Source organism: Halomonas sp. A40-4, from assembly GCF_015767635.1.
Lineage (GTDB): Bacteria > Pseudomonadota > Gammaproteobacteria > Pseudomonadales > Halomonadaceae > Vreelandella > Vreelandella janggokensis.
This window is the reverse complement of the sequence record NZ_CP065230.1, coordinates 3,874,027-3,894,032: the sequence shown is the minus strand read 5'-3', so window position 1 is coordinate 3,894,032 and position 20,006 is coordinate 3,874,027. Positions and strand designations below refer to the sequence as shown.

10 protein-coding genes are annotated in these 20,006 nt (G+C 58.8%); 6 read left to right on the top strand and 4 right to left on the bottom strand.

Annotated elements, in window-relative coordinates:
• Positions 1-60 precede the first annotated feature (60 nt).
• Positions 61-1,563 (bottom strand): methyl-accepting chemotaxis protein, encoded by a 1,503-nt coding sequence (locus IT895_RS17985; RefSeq protein WP_199284243.1) that lies wholly within the window; start codon positions 1,561-1,563, stop codon positions 61-63.
• Between the two features lie 115 nt (positions 1,564-1,678).
• The gene (locus IT895_RS17980) at positions 1,679-4,186 is read right to left on the bottom strand and encodes a bifunctional diguanylate cyclase/phosphodiesterase (RefSeq protein ID WP_199284242.1); all 2,508 of its coding nucleotides are present in this window, start codon (positions 4,184-4,186) and stop codon (positions 1,679-1,681) included.
• A gap of 258 nt (positions 4,187-4,444) precedes the next feature.
• On the opposite strand from IT895_RS17980, the gene IT895_RS17975 reads away from it, so the two are divergent.
• Positions 4,445-4,594, top strand: a complete 150-nt coding sequence (locus IT895_RS17975) for a hypothetical protein (protein ID WP_176243692.1) — start codon at positions 4,445-4,447, stop codon at positions 4,592-4,594.
• A complete protein-coding gene (locus IT895_RS17970) occupies positions 4,591-5,034 on the top strand; it encodes a DUF411 domain-containing protein (protein ID WP_085919480.1) in 444 nt (147 codons plus the stop codon). The genes IT895_RS17975 and IT895_RS17970 overlap by 4 nt, the downstream gene beginning before the upstream one ends.
• A gap of 12 nt (positions 5,035-5,046) precedes the next feature.
• Here IT895_RS17970 and IT895_RS17965 read toward each other — a convergent pair whose 3' ends face one another.
• Both IT895_RS17965 and IT895_RS17960 read right to left on the bottom strand, forming a co-directional pair.
• Positions 5,047-5,463 (bottom strand): PaaI family thioesterase, encoded by a 417-nt coding sequence (locus IT895_RS17965; RefSeq protein WP_085919479.1) that lies wholly within the window; start codon positions 5,461-5,463, stop codon positions 5,047-5,049.
• A 66-nt stretch (positions 5,464-5,529) separates the two neighbouring features.
• Complete coding sequence (locus IT895_RS17960) at positions 5,530-7,704, bottom strand: malate synthase G (protein WP_199284241.1); 2,175 nt, start codon at positions 7,702-7,704, stop codon at positions 5,530-5,532.
• A gap of 230 nt (positions 7,705-7,934) precedes the next feature.
• On the opposite strand from IT895_RS17960, the gene IT895_RS17955 reads away from it, so the two are divergent.
• The 4 genes from IT895_RS17955 (at position 7,935) to IT895_RS17940 (ending at position 19,914) form a co-directional block, all read left to right on the top strand.
• On the top strand, positions 7,935-8,966 hold the full coding sequence (locus IT895_RS17955; protein ID WP_199284240.1) for an alpha/beta hydrolase: 1,032 nt from the start codon (positions 7,935-7,937) through the stop codon (positions 8,964-8,966).
• Positions 8,967-9,071: 105 nt separating this feature from the next.
• Complete coding sequence (locus tag IT895_RS17950; RefSeq protein ID WP_085919476.1) at positions 9,072-9,653, top strand: NADPH-dependent FMN reductase; 582 nt, start codon at positions 9,072-9,074, stop codon at positions 9,651-9,653.
• Between the two features lie 272 nt (positions 9,654-9,925).
• Positions 9,926-11,641, top strand: coding sequence for a ShlB/FhaC/HecB family hemolysin secretion/activation protein (locus IT895_RS17945; protein ID WP_233337300.1), 1,716 nt, complete (start codon positions 9,926-9,928; stop codon positions 11,639-11,641).
• Positions 11,642-11,727: 86 nt separating this feature from the next.
• The gene (locus IT895_RS17940) at positions 11,728-19,914 is read left to right on the top strand and encodes a two-partner secretion domain-containing protein (RefSeq protein WP_199284239.1); all 8,187 of its coding nucleotides are present in this window, start codon (positions 11,728-11,730) and stop codon (positions 19,912-19,914) included.
• Positions 19,915-20,006: the final 92 nt, after the last annotated feature.

Genomic DNA, 20,006 nt, shown 5'->3' with positions numbered 1-20,006 from the left:
GACCGCTCAACAGCCCGATAAGGGCCGTCGAAAGGTTAAGCAGCTAAATACGATTGGCGTTTAGGCCGCGGCAGGCGCGATAAGCATTTGCTTGTTGGTCAGTGAGGAAGGGGACGGAAGTGTGAAACCACTCACTGCTTGCATCATGGTGTCTGCCGTATCGGAGAGCTGTTCTGCCATGCGATGCGAGTTATCCACCGCTTCGCGGGAAAGCTCCAATGCATTATAAATTTCGTTAACACTTTGCTCTAACTCTTCAACGCCCTGGTGCTGCTGCTGGACGGCGTTATCCATATTGGTCAAGCGAATTGCTACTTGCTCGAAGCTTTGTATAAGTGACTGGGTGGTATTGGCGATGGTGGATGTTTGGTCAACGCCTTGTGAGACCTGATCAGTGGTGTCGGCGATAGTCTGGCGTATCCGAGACGCGGTGTTCTGGGTATTCTTCGACAGCGTACGAACTTCGTTAGCCACCACGGCGAAGCCTCGCCCGTGCTCACCCGCTCGAGCAGCTTCCACGGAGGCATTCAATGCCAGAAGGTTGGTCTGGAAGGTAATGTTATCAATTTCGCTCAGCATTTCGTGAATGTTGCTTGCGTGGTGTTTTAGCAGGCGCATCATTTCGCGCATCTCTTCAACTTGCTCGCCGTTTTGGCGCGCGACCTTTTCAGCATGAGTGGCCAGTTTGCGAATTTGCTGTGATTCTTCGGCGGTTTCGCGTGTCGTCGCAGCGAGTTCTGCGGTACTGGTGGAGATACGCTCAGTTTGACTGCTGTTGCGCGCTGTTTGCGTGCGTAGTTGTTCTTGGGCAACAAAAAGCTGCTGACTGTAGTCAGTGACGTGGCTGGCCGTCGCTTGGGTTTTGCGCAAACTCTCAGCAACCTGGTCGCGCATGTTAACGACGGCGGCAACTGCGGGTAACTTCTGTTGTTGGTCGCTAAAGGCCATATCCAAATTGCCGGCACCAGCGGCGACGGCAAAGCGGCTGACGTAAAGGCCTTCTTTCACCATGCTTTCCAGCACCTTGGCCAGGTAGCCGAGAATGACCACCTGAACCACGACGGCACCGCCATGCATTAGCAAGCAGTAGAGTAAATCTGCAAAGCCGTGACTGCTGCTCCCCTCTGTCATGCTTTGCATGTCGCCCATACTGGTATACAGCTGAACCACCCCCTGGTATTGAAGCCAGGTAAACAAGGTGTGATGTAGCGCGATCACCAGTCCACCAAAGGCAATAACCCGCCAGTCGCTGTAAAGAATCAAGACGGCGAGCAAGATAAAGATACTGAAGTGGGCTTCGATCAACCCACCACTTTGCTCGATCAGTACGGCCGACCAGGCCATCATTACAGCGGCTTTGACGAACCCATTAAGAAGGTGACCGTGCCATCGGTGTTGGACAATGTACGTCAGCGGTAGGGTAATCAAGCCTGCAATGAAAGTAAGTAACAGGGTTTGGGTGAAAATACCCACCACCACGCATAACAAAACGATAAAGCCTAGTGGCAACCACATGAGCCTGTCGGTGCGTGCTATATGGTTGGAAAGGGATGCATCTGCCATTGTTATAGTGTCCTTGCCTATTATGAGAAGCGCCTGTGATTGCTAAATATAAACAGTTATTGTACATTAATTGTACAAATTGTATTTGCAACAATGAGGAAAGTACAACGATTAATTATTGAGCAAGGTTGGCGTGGCCTGCTGGACCGTCTTCGAGTATGGCGCTTGATAGAGCTGCCGCCGTGCAGGGGCGTCCAAACAGAAAGCCCTGATAGATATGGCAGCCCAGTTGAGCGAGCACCAAGCGTTGGTCATCGGTTTCCACGCCTTCGGCCACCACCCTGAGCCCCAGGCTTTGTGCAAGGGCGATGATGGTCGCGGCAATCGGCGTGGCTTGCATCCCCAGGGCCAGATCTCTGACGAAGGCAATGTCGATTTTAAGCGTGTCGAGGGGCAATACCTTGAGGTAGGCCAGCGATGAATAACCCGTGCCGAAGTCATCCAGAGCAAAGCTGACACCCTCATGTTGTAGCTGCTGCATCTTTTTGATGGTGCCCTCGGGGTCGCTTAATAGCAGTGATTCGGTAAGCTCCAGTGTCAATCGTTCGGAGGGCACATCATGTTGTTGAATGACCGACAGCACCTGGTCGGCAAAGTCAGGCTGCTGGAACTGACGCACACTGACATTCAATGATAGCTGAAGCCCTTGAAGCCCGGGGACATGACGCCACTCGCCCAGCAATCGGCAGCCTTCCTGCAATACCCAGTGCCCCAATGGCAGAATAAGCCCGGTCTCCTCGGCGATGGGGATAAAGTGCCCTGGTGAAATCATGCCGCGCTCAGGGTGCTGCCAGCGAACCAGGGCTTCAGCGCCAATCACTTGCCTGTCGGCATCGACCTGAGGTTGGAGATAAAGGCATAGCTCATTGTGGTCAATCGCGTGTCGCAGTTCGCGCTCAAGGCTTAAGCGCTCTTCCAGCTCGTCTTCCTGTGCTTGTTGAAAGAGTCTAGGTTTCCCATCCCGCTGGCGTTTGGCTTCCAGCAGGGCCAGACCGGCTCGTTTGAACAGCTGCGGTGTCGGTTCCCGGTCGAGGGGCTGGAAGATAAGCACGCCAACATTAAGCTTGCACGGATAGGGATGGCCTTTTAGCAGGTAGCCAGCGGTCAGCGACGCCACTATCTCATCAATGAGACGCATCATTTCCTGCTCGGCGTTGGGAGCTTCTCGGCAGGCAAGTGTTCCCACCAGGGCAAACTCGTTGCCGTCCAGCCTGGCGACCTGCCACTCAGCCTCTACCCATTGTTGAAGGCGCTCGCCCAGTTGGCGTAGCAGCTCATCGCCAATGTCTTGCCCCAGGCTGTCGTTGAGTACCTTGAAGCGGTCAATATCAAACAGCGCCAAAAAAGCGTACGGGTGGGTAGGCGTCCTTGACGTGCCTATCTCGGCGAGGCGCTCCTGCAGCGCCCGACGGTTGGGAAGCTCTGTCAGTATGTCGTGATAGGCGAGGTGGCGAATACGCTCCTGGGCCTGCTGTTCTTTCGAGCGGTCGCTGAGCAGCGCGACGTAGTCACGGTCGTTACTGTCAGCATAGGTGACGCGGCTAACGCTCAGCCAGGCGGGAAAGCCTTCACCGTTGGCATCCAGGGCGGTGATCATGCCGCTCCATTCGCCCTTTTTTTCCAATGCTTGGCGTATGTGCTGGCTGAGTTCGCGGCCTTCTTCGGCGTAGTCAAGTTGTGAGACGGACATGCCTTCAAGCTGCTGGCTGCTGAGACCCATCAACCGTTCAAACGCTGCGTTGCAGAGGCGAATCCGGGCCTGTTCATCGAGCAGTATCACGCTATCCTGCAGTGCAGAAATGACTTCGAGCAGGCGCGTCTGTGTCATGTGTTCATGGCGCTCGCTGTCATGCAGGCGACGCTGTACGCGGGTGGCGACTAACGCGAGTATGGCGGTCAATACGGCAGCGCCACTAATAAGGAAAATAATCCAGTGGGAGGCTGGCGATACCGAAGGTGCCACGGCATCCGGAGTAGGCACAAACCAGGCAGCCTGCATGGCCACGTAATGCATCCCACAGACGGCAGTGGCGAAACACAGCGCCGCAATGAAGGCACAGGTTCTGGCGCGTTTTATGCCCCACTCGTGCTGGCATAGGCGGTAGGCATAGACGCACGACATGCCTAAGCTCACTGCGACCAGCAGTGAGACCACGAACAGACCCGGGGCGTGATGCAGCTCAGCTGGCATACGCATGGCGGCCATGCCGCTGTAGTGCATTAGCCCGATGCCGACACCAAGGCCGACACCTGCCAGTAGAAGCGTTCGGTGCGGCGGTCTTTCATGGGAAAGTGCGACCATCACGCCAAAGCTACCCAGAATGGCGGGCACAATGGATATCAGGGTAAGTCCCGGTGCATGGCTTACAGGAAAATCAAGCTGATAGGCGTGCATGCCAATAAAGTGCATGCTCCAAATGCCCAACCCCATGGCGCTGGCCCCGGCGAAAAGCCAACCCAAGCGCCACAAAGGGTTAGATCCCTTTCTCACCAGCTTGATGATATCCAGGCCAGCGTATGAAGCTGCAAGGGCCACCAGCCAAGAAACCAGTACCAGGAAAGTATCGTGTTCTCCCTGAACCGCATTTAAGGCGCCAGGGTCTGACAAAAAATTGATTAGCATTTATAGACCGCAGACCCTTTGGCTGTTGAATATATCTAATATCGGCACATAGCTTGTGATCTGTAATAGATTTGTTTAATAGCGTTTGAAACGGCAACCTTGGCGGAGCTGAGCAGATTAACATGACCGGCGCTTGGTCGGTGATATGTCGATCAAACGTATTGGTGGCCGCAGTTAGCTGTTCGCAACGGTCACTTGACCTTGGGGCAACCCCAGGGTTGTAAGCTTCGGTCGTGCCCACTGATCGGGAAATTTGCCATGATGAACGCAGATTGTTTTGCTTTGATGAGCTCCATGGGTTGGTTTGGTTGGTTGATGCCGCTGGCTTTTCTGCTGCTGGTAGGCTTGAGTATCGCCGCGCTGGCAAAATATTTGTTTAGCCGTACCTCAAAGGGAGATCCCTCATGAACCGTTTAACTGCCTCGCTGCTATCCAGCGCATTGCTTCTCGGTGCCACCTCGGCCCAGGCCGCGCTGCCCGATGAAGCCACGCTCTACAAAAATCCCCAGTGCGGCTGCTGCGATGAGTACGCGCGCCACCTGGAAGAACAGGGCGTTGACGTCACCATTGTCGATGATGCTCAACTCGGCGAGATCAAGCAGCAGGCGGGCGTGCCCTATGGACTTGGCGCCTGCCACACCATCGAGATGGGTGAGTACTGGATTGAGGGGCATGTGCCGATGGAAGCCGTCACAAAGCTGTTTGACGAGCAGCCTGACGTCGGTGGTATCGGCCTGGCCGGTATGCCCATCGGCACGCCGGGCATGCCAGGGCCTCAGAGCGAACCCTATGAGGTGTATACCTTTACCGACCAGGAAGACGCACCCTTTATGACGCTTGAGCCGTGATTGAAGGTCGCGTCACGGTTTATCCGGCAGCACATAGCTGGCGGTAACGTGGATGACCGGTTTGGTTTCATCGGCAGTGGAGACGATCTGTACCTCGCCCACCGCCAGGCGGCGGCCGAGCTTGATCAGCTTGGCGTGGGCGATGATGTCGTGATCGCCGGAGGCGGCGCGTAGGAAGTGGCAGTTCAGGTCGCTGGTCACGGCCATCGGCTCCGGGCCAATCTGCGCCAGAATGGCCACATACATGGCCACATCGGCAAAGCCCATCATGGTAGGGCCGGAAACGCGTGGGCCCGGTCGCAGGTGCTCGTTACCAATCGTCAGGCGCATCGTAGCGCTCATCTCTCCCACGCTTTCAATCCTGCCCATGCGCTGGGGAAAGACCTCATCGAGAAAGTGTTCGATCTGTTCGACGGTCATCACGGTCATTGTTGTTTTCCTTCATAAAAAAGCCCCGAGGCAAACGCCCCGGGGCTGATCGTACCTTTAGCGAGTTTACTTCGCCTTATGCACTTGGCGCCACTCGTGGAGTAGCGGTTCGGTGTAGCCCGACGGCTGGACGCGGCCTTTGAAGATCAGGTCAGACGCCGCCTTGAACGCGGTAGAATCTTCGAAGTTGTCGCTCATGGCGGTGTAGGTGGGGTCCCCGGCGTTCTGCTCGTCGACCACCTTGGCCATGCGCTTGAGCGTCTCTTCGACCCGTGGAGCATCGACAATGCCATGGTGCAGCCAGTTGGCAATGTGCTGGCTGGAGATACGCAGCGTGGCGCGGTCTTCCATCAAGCCGACGTTGTGGATATCCGGCACCTTGGAGCAGCCCACGCCGTGCTCAACCCAGCGCACCACGTAGCCCAGAATGCCCTGGCAGTTGTTGTCCAGCTCCTGCTGCTTTTCCTCGTCGGACCAGTTGGCGTTTTCGGCAACCGGTACAGTGAGCAGGTCATCCAGGAAGTCTGGCTCGCCCTGGGCTTCAAGTTCGCGCTGCACGTCGGTGACGTTGACCTGATGGTAGTGCAGTGCGTGCAGTGCTGCGGCGGTGGGCGAGGGCACCCAGGCGGTGTTGGCGCCCGCTTTCGGGTGACCGATTTTCTGCTCCAGCATGTTGTGCATCAAGTCGGGCATTGCCCACATGCCCTTGCCGATCTGGGCGCGACCGCGCAGACCACAGGCGAGACCGACCTGAACGTTGCTCTTCTCGTAGGCCTGAATCCAGGCGGCGCTCTTCATGTCGCCCTTGCGCACCATGGGGCCCGCTTCCATGGCGGTGTGCATTTCGTCGCCGGTACGGTCAAGGAAGCCGGTGTTGATAAACACCACGCGTGATGTGGCTTCGGCAATGCATGCCTTGAGGTTGACAGTGGTACGGCGCTCTTCGTCCATGATGCCCATTTTCAGGGTATCGCGGTTCATGCCCAGAATGTCTTCCACGCGGCCGAACAGCTCGTTGGCAAACGCGACTTCTTTGGGGCCGTGCATCTTCGGCTTGACGATATACACCGAGCCCGCACGCGAGTTGCGCGGCTGGTCAGCGTCTTTCTTCAGGTCGTGCAGCGCCAATAATGAGGTGACGACGGCATCGAGGATGCCTTCCGGCAGTTCGTTGCCGTTCTCGTCGAGAACCGCCGGGGTGGTCATCAGGTGGCCGACGTTGCGCACGAACATCAGCGAGCGGCCTGGAAGCGTCACGCTGCTACCATCGGTGGTTTGCCAGGTCCGGTCGGCGTTCAGCTTGCGAGTAAAGGTCTTGTCGCCTTTCTCGATTTTCTCTTCCAGGTCGCCCTTCATCAGGCCGAGCCAGTTGCTGTAGACGCCCACCTTATCTTCCGAGTCGACGGCGGCCACGGAGTCTTCGCAGTCCATGATCGCGGTCAGCGCGGCTTCAGCCACCACGTCCTTGACACCCGCCGGGTCGGTTTTACCGATGGCGTCGTTGGCGTCGATCTGGATTTCCAGATGCAGGCCGTTGTTGCCCAGCAGGATGGCGTCAGGCGCGGCGGCATCGCCGCTAAAGCCGATCAGCTTACCCGCGTCCTTCAGGCCGGTTTCGCGTCCGCCCTCCAGCGTGACGACCAGGTGCTCATCGCGAATCGCGTAGTTCACCGCATCACGGTGAGAACCAGTCGCCAGCGGCGCCGCGCGGTCGAGGACGCCGCGGGCGTAGGCAATGACCTTTGCGCCGCGCTTGGGATTAAAACTGGTGCCCTTTTCCGCGCCGTCTTCTTCCGAAATTACGTCGGTGCCGTAGAGCGCGTCGTACAGGCTGCCCCAGCGGGCGTTGGCGGCGTTGAGCGCGTAGCGCGCGTTGCTCATCGGTACGACCAGCTGCGGGCCCGCCTGAACGGCGACTTCACGGTCAACGTTGGCAGTGGTGGCGGTGACGTTGGCGGGCGCGTCGACCAGGTAACCGACGTCTTTCAAGAAGCGACGGTAGGCGGGCATGTCCGCGACCGGGCCGGGGTTTTCGCGATGCCAGGCATCAAGCTTCTCTTGAAGAACATCACGTTCTTCTAGCAGTTGACGGTTTTTGGGGGTTAAATCGTGAAATAGAGCATCGACGCCTGCCCAGAAGGCGCTTTCGTCGACGCCGGTGCCGGGCAGGGCCTGCTCGCTGATAAAACGATCCAGGTCGGCTGCCACCTGTAAACGGTGACGCGTGATACGCTCGCTCATGGAGACTCTCCTGTTAAGGTGGCTGTGACGCCGTTTTACTCGGCTGATGCCCCGTCACAGTCAGATGAAAACGCATTTAAAAACTATTTATGGAAAATAATTCCACATCTGTGTGGGCATGTAAACAGCATAGACGCTAAAGCGCTATCATGCTCGACCAAAAGATAAGGAATGACGCCATGGGTGATTGACTGACCGGTGGCGAAAGAGCGGTTTAAGGAGAGGTGCGAATGCGCGAGTTCGATCATTTAGAGGCATTGTTTCGCCGCCACGCTGGCGACTCAGCACTCTCCCGCTTGGTGCCTGGTGACGTCCTTGCCATGGCGATGAATGACTATTTTCAGCACTACGGCCTGGAGGCGCTGCGCCTTGACACCCGGGACGTATACGCAGGGTTTATCGATACCGGGCGTTTTTCGCTGTGGTGCCAGGTATGGAGCCCGCCTGCACCAAAAGGCACCGCCTTTGTCGTCCACGGCTATTTCGACCACCTGGGGCTTTATCGCCACCTGCTTGAACGCTTGTTGGATAAAGGCTGGCGCGTTGTGCTGTGGGATTTGCCCGGTCATGGGCTTTCCAGCGGTGCGCGTGCTGCCATTGATGACTTTGACGACTATCAGCACTGCCTCACGCATGTGCAAACCATTCTGGCCCAGCAGTCCATGGCGCCTGCCCCTTGGATGGGCATCGGGCAAAGTACCGGTGGGGCGATCCTGGCGACCGACGCGCTGAGCCGCCGCCATGCAGCGGGGTGGGATGGCCTGGTGCTATTGGCGCCGCTGGTTCGCCCCTGGGGCTGGAGCCAGGCAAGCTGGCTGCACCTGATCGCCAGTCCCTTCGTTAAAGCGCTGCCGCGCAAGTATCGGCCCAACTCGACTGACGAAGAATTTACCGAGTTTCTACGCGATCACGACCCGTTGCAGCCCAATCAGCTGAGCGTGGCCTGGGTCACCGCCATGCGCCGCTGGATACCCAGGCTATTGGCCCGCGACCCGCTGGATTTGCGAGTGATGATTTTACAGGGCGAGCAGGACGTTACTGTGGACTGGGAATGGAACCTGGCGATTCTGCAGGATAAATTCCCCGGCGCGCAGATCTATCGGCATCCGGATGCCAGGCACCACCTGGTGAATGAAGCGGAGCCGATTCGCCGTGCACTGTTCGATGCCCTGGACGCGTTCATCGATCAAGTGGCGGCGTCCAGGACAGAAACGTCACCCAGGAAGCCGCCCTCATCGTCAACGACGGATGATAACCTTTGACTATTGGCCCCTTTATATGAGTGGGGGTTAATGCTATCACCAGATGCTTGTGCGAAACTCGCAATGACCTACTTACGCTAGCCCATTTTCAATCAGGATCGTGCGATGACATCTAACACACCGAAAGTACTGGTATTTGCGGGTAGTGCCCGCGAAGGTTCACTGAATAAGCAGCTCGCCCAACTCGCCGCCAAGCGTATCGAGGCACTGGGCGGCCAAGCCACTTTTATCGATTTAAAGGATTACCCCTGCCCGTTATTTGACCAGGACATTGAGGCGCAAGGCATGCCGGACAATGTGCTGAAGCTGCGCGCTATCCTCGCTGAGCACCAGGCGGTATTTATTGCCTCGCCGGAATACAACGGCTTTATCACGCCGCTGCTCAAGAACACCCTGGACTGGCTATCCCGGCCCTATGAAGACACCCCGGGCCTGGGGCTTTTTGCGGGCAAGTGGGCGGCCCTGGTGGCAGCATCACCCGGCGGGTTGGGCGGCATCCGCGCGATGCCCCTGGCGCAGCAGCTCCTCGCCAACCTTAGCCTGACGGTTCTGCCGCAGCCGCTATCGCTTCCCCAAGCAGGTAGTGCATTCAACGACAGTGGCGCGCTACATGATGAGGCCACCGGCCAAAAGCTTGATGCGCTCTGCCAGCGCCTGGTCGATTCGCTGGCCAAAACCCACGGCTGAGCCCCCTTCAACAGCCTATCTAACTGCCGGTAGCCGATGGCTATTAAGTATTGCCCCTGCAGTAAGGGCATAACGGAAATTATATTTTTATGGCTGGTGATATGACCAATCTCAAGCGGTGGGGTTTGTTGTTGTCTGGATGACGGCCCTGAAATACTTGGCGTATCACTGGTCGGGGTGATGGGAAAACTCGTACTAATATAGTGTTAAAGTTTTCTTTATGACTGTCGTTATTATTCCCACTGATCAAGTTTATCGTAAGGGAATACGGCGTGGTCATAAGCTTGTTACGAAGCTGCTTGACACTGGCAGCACTCTATCTGTGGAGCGTCACGGCCGTTGCGGTCGAATTGCCTCCTGAGGTGAAGGCGGGGGCTACCAGCCAGAATTTCATTCAGGGTGACCAGCAGCGCCTACTGGAAGAGCAGCGGCATCGGTTGCAGCAATTGCAACGCCTGCCAGGCAGGAGTGAAGCACCGTCGGCGTCCACTGCATCGCCGCAGGTACAATGCTTGCCAATCGAGGTCATTGACCTGGAAGGCGTTGTGTTGCTTAGCGATGACTTTCAGCAAACCATCATTGAACCGTTCACCGGACACTGTCTGACGGCGGATGATCTCAATGAGCTGCTGCAAGCTGTTACGCAGGCCTACCTTGATCGTGGCTTTGTTACTACGCGTGCCTATCTGCCCCAACAGGACCTTTCCCGGCAACGCTTACGGGTGGTCGTCGTCGAGGGGCATATCGACGCCTTGGAAAGCCCGGGCGACACGCCAACACCTCGCGAATTGGCCATGGCTTCACCGACCGGAGTGGGCGATGCCCTCAATCTCCGCGACCTTGAGCAACTGATCGACCAGTTGAATCGCTTGCCTTCACGTCAGGCCACCTTGGAGCTTATGCCGGGCGATACGGTAGGCGGCAGCCGCATTCATGTCTCCGGCGCGGCCAGTCAGCCGGTAAGAGTTTCGCTGGAGCACAACAATAATGGTAGCGGGGGAACCGGCGAACAACAGTGGCGTGGGGGGCTCGAGTGGGATAGCCCTCTGGGGCTCGCCGATCAGTTCATCGCTCAATGGGGGCATGACGTAACTGACCGCCCCGATATCGGCTCCAGCAGCGGCCATTTTGCTTATAGCCTGCCATATGGTTATTGGACGTTCTCTTACGACTATACCGATAGCGATTATCACACCCTTGCCGAAGCCAACGGCTTTCTCTTCACTCTTGAGGGCAAAAGCGAGCGGCATCGGTTGCAGGCCGAACGGCTGTTATGGCGCGACAGCGTCAGCAAGACAGCAGCGAGTATCGGCATCAGTCGCCTATCAACGCGCAACTATATCGATGGCGCCCGCATCGGGGTGAGTAGCCAGCGCTTGAGCGAGCTCAGCATCGGCATCAACCATGGCCGCCGTATCGGCAACGCACTCTTCAATACCGATATCGGCTGGCATAAGGGACTTACCCTGTTTGGAGCGCAGAGCGATGGTGCCAATGCTCCCGGAACCCCAACGGCGCAGTTCGAAAGGGCGACCCTGACACTGAGCTATCTCCAGCCCTTTTCATTGTTCCGTCAATCACTGAGTTTTTCGAGTCTGCTCCATGGCCAGTGGAGTGATGACGTCCTCTATAGCCCGCAACGCTTGAGCCTAGGGGGGCAGGATTCGGTTCGTGGCTTCAAGGAACAGTCCTTGAGTGGGGCCAGCGGTGGATATTGGCGTAATCAGGTCACTTGGCAATACCCGCTCGAGAGTGTCCGGCCCCTGTTCGAAAACCTCGAAGTATCGCTGGCCTATGATGTAGGGGTGATCCACCGTGGCCGCCACAACCCCGAACTCCATGGTCGGCTCAGTGGTTATGCTCTGGGCGTCGGTCTGCGGGGTGAGCATCTCGAGGCCAATGTCAGTGTCGGCCATTCACTGGAACGTCCCGATGTGTTTCCACGGCGGGAGGCGCCGGTGTATTTCAGCGTTAAGGCGTTCTTTTAGGTGAGGTCCAGTCGCGATGGACTGTGAATGGCCACAAAAAATTAGTGGAACTAACAAACGAACAGTGATGCAGGGAAGCAGCCACCATGAATAGTCGTAGCCCCTTGAGTCGTTACGTCACCATCCTCATCATCAACGCCCTTTTCTGGCACCCGGCTGTGGTTCTGGCCGACGGCATCGTCGTCGCCCCCGGCGCCAGCAACACTTCTCTGGACCGGGCCGGCAACGGCGTACCCGTGGTCGATATCGCGACCCCCAATGGGAGTGGACTGTCGCACAACCGCTTCTCTGACTACAACGTCGACGAGAGGGGCGTCATTCTGAACAACGCCACCAGCAAACTGCAGTCCACCCAGCTCGGCGGGCTTATTGTCGGCAACCCTAACCTGCGCGATCAGGCGGCACGTCGAATTATCAACGAAGTCAATGGTGGCCGACCCAGTCGACTCGAAGGCTATACGGAAGTGGCGGGTGCCGGCGCCGATGTAGTGGTGGCCAACCCCTACGGCATCACCTGCAACGGCTGTGGTTTCATCAACAGCCCACGGGTGACACTCTCCACGGGCCGACCCATCATAGAGAACGGTGATCTCGAGCGTTTCGCCGTCGACCAGGGACGGGTCGCGATCGAAGGTCTGGGGCTCGATGCCACCCAGGTCGATCAGTTCGACATCATCACCCGAGCCGCCGAAGTTAACGCCGAACTCCACGCCAATCACCTGAACGTGATCACCGGGGCCAACGACGTAGACGCCGAGACCCTGGCGACCACGGCGCGCCAGGGCACCGGGGAGGCCCCGGCACTGGCCATCGATGCCTCGGCCCTGGGTGGCATGTACGCCGGTAGCATCCGCCTGATCGGCACCGAGAGTGGCGTGGGGGTCAAGCTGGCTGGGGATATGGCGGCCAGCGAAGGCGATATCCTCATCGACGCCAATGGCCACCTGCGCCTGGCCGATGCCTCCAGCACCGGCCAGACACAGATCAATGCCATGCGCGCGACGCTGAGCGGCGATATTCATGCCAGCCAGGCCATTAAAGTGCGCACCCGTGAAAATCTCGACATCGACGGCAACCTGACCAGTGGCGGCGATATCACATTGGACGCTGAAACCAACATCGACAACCAGGGGACTGTCGTCGCTGGCATCGAGAATGACACCCTCCAGCCTGATGCCGACCTCACCCTTCGGGCAGACCGCCTCGATAACCATGGGTGGCTCGATGCTACCGAGCGCCTCATGGTGACATCCACCGAAGCGCACAATCATGGCCGCCTACTGGCCGATGAGATCGCCGTCGAGGCCCGCCAGGAAGTGACCAATACCGGCACTATCCAGGGGGAGCGCGTGACCCTGACGAGTCGCACCGTTACCAACCGGGGCCAAGCAGCGACTCTAGCCTCCACAGCCTCTCTCGAACTCGATACCGACCATCTCGACAACCTCGGCGGCAGCGTGCAGTTCGCCGAAGGCCAGGACGTTCGGCTTGACCTCGAGCGCCTCGACAACAGCGGCGGGACCCTGAGCCTTGACGACGGTGACCTTCAGGGCCGTGTCGGCACCCTGACCAATCGTGGCGGACGCCTCACCGCCGACCTTATTGATCTCGACGCCACCTCACTGGATAACAGCAGCGAAGGGCTTATTGCCGCCACCGACGGTGACCTGAACCTCGACGCTGTCGATACCCTGGACAATAGCCAGGGCCGGTTGCAGGCCAGCGACGACGTGACGCTTACAGCCGCCACGCTCACCAACAACGGCGGCACGATCGGCGGCGATACCGCCATGCTCACCATCGCTCAGGATCTAAGCAACGACGATGGCGTGATCAGCGCCGAGCACGGTGACCTCGCGGTTGAGGTCGGCGCGCGGCTTGACAACGCCGCAGGCCACCTCCAGGCACGCACCGGCACGCTGGCGCTCAGCGCCGGCGAGGTCGACAACCGGGGCGGTGTTCTGTTGGCCGAGCAGGCCATCAATGCCAGTGTGGGCGGCGCGCTCGACAATGGTGCCCAGGGCGTGCTCACTGCCGACGCCATCACGCTTGACGCCGCACAACTGTCCAATCACACCGGTAGCCTGGTCGGCGACCTGGTGACCCTGATGCTGGCTCGCCTCGACAACGATGCCGGACTGATCAGCGCCAATCAGGGGTTATATTTAGACCTGGTCGATACGTTAAGCAATCGCGCCGGTCGCTTGCAGGCCACCGACGGCGAACTGGTACTGAACGGCGGGACGACGCTCGACAATACCCAGGGCATCCTGGTCGCCGATAGTCTGCAACTGACCGAGAACGGCACAGTCACCAACCACCAGGGTAAACTCATCGCCGATGCCATCGCGCTGGATGCCGTTTCGCTCGACAACACGGATGACGGTCTCGTCGCGGCAGGCGTGGGAGGCATGGACATAACGCTGTCGGGCGCCCTCGACAATCGCCACGGCAAGGTCCAGTCAGACCAAGCGCTGGCCATTGCCGCGCAGCAGCTCGATAACCGCAATGGCGTGGTGCTCACCCAAAACGGCGCGCTCGATACATATTTCGGCTTGCTGCAGAATCAGGGCGGAGCCCTGCAGGGCGACAGCGCCACCTTCACCGGCGACACCCTGGTCAATGCCGATGACGGCCTGATCGCTGGCCTTGATGGCCAGGTGAAGATGGTCCTGACCAATGGTCTCGACAATCGCGACGGCCAGGTCCTCGCCAACGGCACGCTCGATATCGACCCGCCGTTTATCGACAACCGCCAAGGGCAGTTGGCAGGGCGCACCGTTCGCCTGGAAGCCGGTCATCTCGACAACGCCGGTGGCATGATCGAAGCCAGCGAGAACCTGGCGGTCGACGCTGAACGGCTGACCAATACCGATGGCGAGCTGCGCGCACTGGGCGGTGACGATAGCCGCTTCACCATCGCCGGCACCTTCGATAACCAAGATGGCCGTGTCGAGCTGGCCAGCGATGACGCCACTCTGGAGGTCGGCACCCTACGTAACGGCCAAGGGCAACTCCAACATGCCGGCAGCGGCCTGTTCCAGATCACCGCTGACCGCCTCGCCAACGCCGGAGGCCAGGTGCAGGGCACCGGTAGCGGCCAAGTGACGCTGGGCCGACTCGACGACATCGGCCAGTGGCAGTTCAACGACGCGCTCGGCTTCGACCTCGATCAGGGACTGACCCTCGCCGCCGCCGACCGACTCGCCACTGCCGGTCACCTGACCCTCAACCTGACCAGCCTCGATAACCGCGGCCAACTGCTCGCCAACGATGGCCTGACCCTCCATGCCAGCGACGACATCACCAACCGTGGCCTGATTTCCACCCAGGGCGACCTCGCCGTTAGTGCCCACGACCTCACCCAGCGTGGCGGGCGCCTGGCCAGCGGTGGCACCTCCACCTACCATCTCGGCGGCAACCTCGACAACCAGGGTTTCCTCACCGGCGTCGGTGATGTCGACATCACCACCGCTTCCCTCGATAACCGCGGCACACTGGGCAGCCAGGCGGGCCTGAGCATCGTCAGCCGTGGCGGCATCGATAATCGTCCGGACACCCTGCTGTTCGCCGGCGGCGACATGACCCTACGTGGCCAACGGCTCTTCAACCGGTATGGCGATATTTACAGCCGGGGCAGTCTCGATTTTGCGCGTGACGATCAACATACCAAGGCGAATAGCCTCGAGAACCGCTCGGGGACGATTCAGGCCGAAGGCAATATCGACGTATTTGCCACTAGCGTCAAAAACACCAGAGATGTTTTCGAAGAAAAATGGATCGAGAGGGATAGCAGTATAGTTAAAGAGCTGTATGTGGCTAAGGCGTATGAGAGTGGGCCATATTATAGCCATGGCTGGGTTCCAACAAAAGTCAGAGTTCCTGAAAGAGATGTGGACTTCTACGACTTCATCTTGAAAGATGTGTCTGAAAATACCTTGGCGTCCAACTCGCCAAGTGGAAATATTGTATCGGGAAGTGATTTAACTATAAGGGCATCAAGTGTTGAGAATGCTGCCAGCCATATCTCAGCAAGAAATAATATTAATATTGTATCAGGTAGTGTGAGAAATGGAGGGAGTGCTGGGGAGAGAAGAATAAGAACTAGAAAATATGAGTATGACAGAGGTTTTCTTGAAGGAAGTAGTGGAGGAGAGTTTTACAAGGTTTTTGATAAGGGTGAAGAGAATGTTTCTGAGGATGATTTTAAGCCAGGATTGATGGCGAAGTATGAACTAAAAAGTGATATTATTACAATAGTAGAGACTGATAGCTCCTCCCCAGGCACCATTCAAGCGGGCAACAGGGTTTCCTTGCATGTATCCGACAATTTGGAAAATGGCACGGTCAAGGAAAATGCTCGTGTGCAACTGGAGGGTGACTTGGGCGACACGGCAACGAACGCCCCCGTCAGTGAGCTGACGATCACTCTCAACCGTCGCACTGCCGACGCCTCCGCCGAAGACAACCTGACACCGGCCGAGCCCAACGCCACGATGGTGGAGGCCGGTCAGCGCGTGGACGATTCCAACCCGGGTGACGTAGGCACCTACCGCGACGTTCCCTTCGAGCGCGTCTCTCCCACCCAACTCTCCTCGTTCCGCCTGCCGCAGGGGCGCTACGGGCTCTTCGTGCGCAATACCTCGCCGCAGAGCCGCTACCTGATCGAGACCAACCCGGAGTTCACCAGCACCGAGCGGTTGATGGGCTCCGACTACCTGCTCGATAAGCTGGACTACACCGGCGATGGTGCCTACCAGTTGCTCGGCGATGGTCGCTACGAGTCGCGCCTGGTGCGCGATGCCGTGCTGGCCAATACCGGGCAGCGCTTCCTTGAGGACTCTCTGAGCGACGACTACGCCCAGTACCGCCACCTGATGGACAACGCCGTGGCGGCCAGGGATGCCCTGCAGCTTAGCGTCGGCGTTGGCCTGACCCCGGCCCAGACTGCGGCACTCACCCACGACATCGTGTGGCTGGAAGAACAGCAGGTCGACGGCGAGACGGTGCTGGCCCCGGTGCTCTATCTCGCCCAGGTCGACGAGCGCAACGTGCGTGGTGCAAGCCTCATCCAGGGACGCGACATCGACCTGATCGCCGGCGGCGACCTGGTTAACGTCGGCACCATCCGCGCCGACAATGATCTTACCGCGAACAGTGGCGGTTTGATCCTCCAGGGCGGCCTGCTCGAGGCTGGCGAGCGCCTGGACCTGAGCGCCCAGGATTCGCTCCGCAACGCCCTGGTCGGCGAGATTCGCGGTGGCCATGTCAGCTTGACGGCCACCGAGAGCGACATCGTCAACGACCGCACTGCGGTCACCGCCGGTCATGACCGGTCTTACGAAACCTACCTCGATCAGGGCGGGCTGATCAGTGCCCGCGCCGGCCTGGAATTGAATGCCGGGCGCGATATCGTCAACCGCGCCGAGATCGCAAGCCAGGGCAACGCCACCCTGCTGGCGAAACGGGATATCGTCACCGAGTCGGTGGTCGATGCCCGGGGCCAGGTCAACGGTTACGGTGTCGAGCAGAGCAGCGAAAGCACCACGCAGCTTGGTGCCAGCCTCACGACAGAGGGAGTTGCTACCCTCAGTGCCCGGCGCGACGTGCGCCTGACCGCCAGCGAAATCGACAGTGGCGAGAGCCTGACCATGGAGGCGGGCAACGACATCCTTCTCGATGCCGCCGAGGACCAAACCTACACCCAGACCCATAGGGGGTGGCGTGCGTCACACACCCGCCGCGTCGAACAAGCCGGTAGCGAACTGACGGCCAGCGACGACATAGCCCTCCAGGCGGGCCGCGACCTCACTGCTACCGCCAGCCGTGCCGAAGTCGGCGGCGATCTGGCGCTCGATGCCGGTGGCGACCTCACCCTGGCCGCGGCCGCTAATATCGACCATCACGAATCTCATACCGCCAGCACCAACTGGATCAGCCGCCGGGTGCGCCAGCAGGGCAGCGAGATGGTTGCCGGCGAAGACCTCACCATACGCAGCGGGCGTGATATGCGCCTGATCGCCAGCGACGCCAGGGCGGACGACGAGGCCTTCCTGATCGCCGGGCGCGACGTCGAACTGCTCGCCGCCAATGATCAGGACTACTCGCTCTACGAAAAGGAAGAGAGCGGCCTGTTCAGCAGCAGCTACCAACGTGACGAAATCAACGACATTCGCGCCGTGGGCAGCCGGCTTGAGAGCGACGGTGACCTCACCGTGGTCAGCGGCGCCGACCAACGCTATCAGGGCTCCCGCCTCGAGGCCGGTAACGACCTGACGCTCGCCAGCGGTGGCACGGTCCGCTTCGAAACCGCCAGCGACATGCATACCGAATCCCATGAGCGCAGCAAGAGCAATTTCGTGAGCCAATCCGCCTCCGGCGAAGGCGTCACCCGCGAGACGCTGCGCCAGAGCGAACTGGTGGCCCAGGGCGAGCTGATCCTCCAGGCTGCCGACGGCCTCCAGATCGACGTGGAGGAGATAGACCGCCGCAGCGTCGCCCGTACCATCGACGCCATGGTCGCCGCCAATCCCGACCTTGCCTGGCTCAAAGAGATGGAGCAGCGGGGCGACATCGACTGGCGGCAGGTCAAGGCGATCCACGACAGTTGGGATTACGAACAATCCGGGCTGGGTGGCGGGGCCGCGATGGTGATAGCGATTGCCGCCGCTGCCACCGGTCAGTACTACGCCTTGGCGGCCATGGGCGGGGCGGGTGCCGGGGCGGTGGCTGTTTCCGCTAGTGCCGCCGCGGGCTCGCTGGCTGGCACCGGGGCGGTCAGCCTGGTCAACAATCGCGGCAACCTGGGCGATACTTTTAGCGATACCTTATCAAGCGATAGCTTGCACGGTGCAGTCAACGCTGCCCTGACGGCCGGTGCCACCCGCGGCATGACCGACCGTGTCTGGGGAACGCAGACCAACCCCACCACCAGTGCCACGAACAACCTCAACCTCAGCTTTGGCCATGGCAGCGATATCGCCCGCTTCGCCGGTCAGCGCGCCACTCAGGCCGCTATCGATGCAGGCATCCGCACCGCCATCGAAGGGGGCAGCTTCAGCGATCATCTCGACGACGGCGTCGAAAACGCCATTGCACATGTGGCCAGCGGAGTACTGTTCAACGCCGTGGGTGATATTGCCAACGAGCGTTTGTGGCAAGAAGGTGCACCGGAAAAGATAGTCCTACATGCTCTGGTCGGTGGCAGCGTCAGCGAAGCCATGGGCGGCGACTTCGCTACCGGTGCGCTGGCCGCGGGGGCCAGTGAAGCCCTCGTCCATCACCTGATCCAGGACGAGAGCCGTGTCGAATTCAGTAATGCGGCTGCTCAGATCGTGGGTATCGTGGCCGCCGAACTTGGGGATGGTGACGTTAATGATGGCGCATGGATCGCCGGGCAGGTGGAATCCTACAACCGACAACTGCACACAGCGGAGCGGGAACTGGCCCGCGACCTCGCCGACTCGAGCGATGGGCAATTTACGCTGGAGGAGATCGAGAGTGCGCTACGTGGGATGTATCACGATGAATTGGGTCAGGCCCCTAGAGATAATACCCAAGTTGATTTGAGTGATGTAGACGGCGTCTTCGGCAGTTACTACGATTTTGGCGGTGAGTGGCAAACCATATCCGGCCAAGATGGCACGACTCGCTATCTGATCCAGCAAGTGCCGACAGAAGCACCTCCAGACTTGATTGCCTATATCATTCAAGAGACGGGAGGCGACGGCTCGCCTTACCGGGCCCCTGTCTATGAACTTGCCCCCCAGGAGCCCGATCCGGGTCAGCCAATAGATCGCATGTCAGGTCGCCCACTGGACGAAACCGGTCGCTACACCGTCAGTTATGTGGTGAATGGCAAAATCTACCATGTGCCGCATTTTCCATGTGGTGATGCGGCTTGTATCGCGCAAGGAGCGAATATTGATTACAGCGATCCCTCAGCGCAGGCATATGCCAGGGCGTTGGATGCCAAGGCACTTAAAGATCTTTCTAACGCAGCAACATTAGCGGCAATGATTAACCCTGCCGGTGCGGTTGGAGCAAGCGTAGGTCTTTCAGGAACCGCTGCAAACGTGCTGTCGGGCTATTTGTCAGATAATTTCATTGAAACGGCATCTGCAGAAGCTGCTCAGTATAGCTTTGAACAATACGCCACCATGAGAGGGATGCCGCAAACTCAAGCTATGCGGTTTGCCAATTCTTTGTCACTGGTAGGCTTTTGGGATCATGTTGTTGATAATGCAGGTGAGATGGTAGAGCGATCTCCTTAAAAATTCTTGGGTGATTTTTATGCCGAGTAAAGTCGAGTTCTTTGAAAGATATCTTATGAAATATAGGGTTAAAATCCTGTTTAGTATGGTGT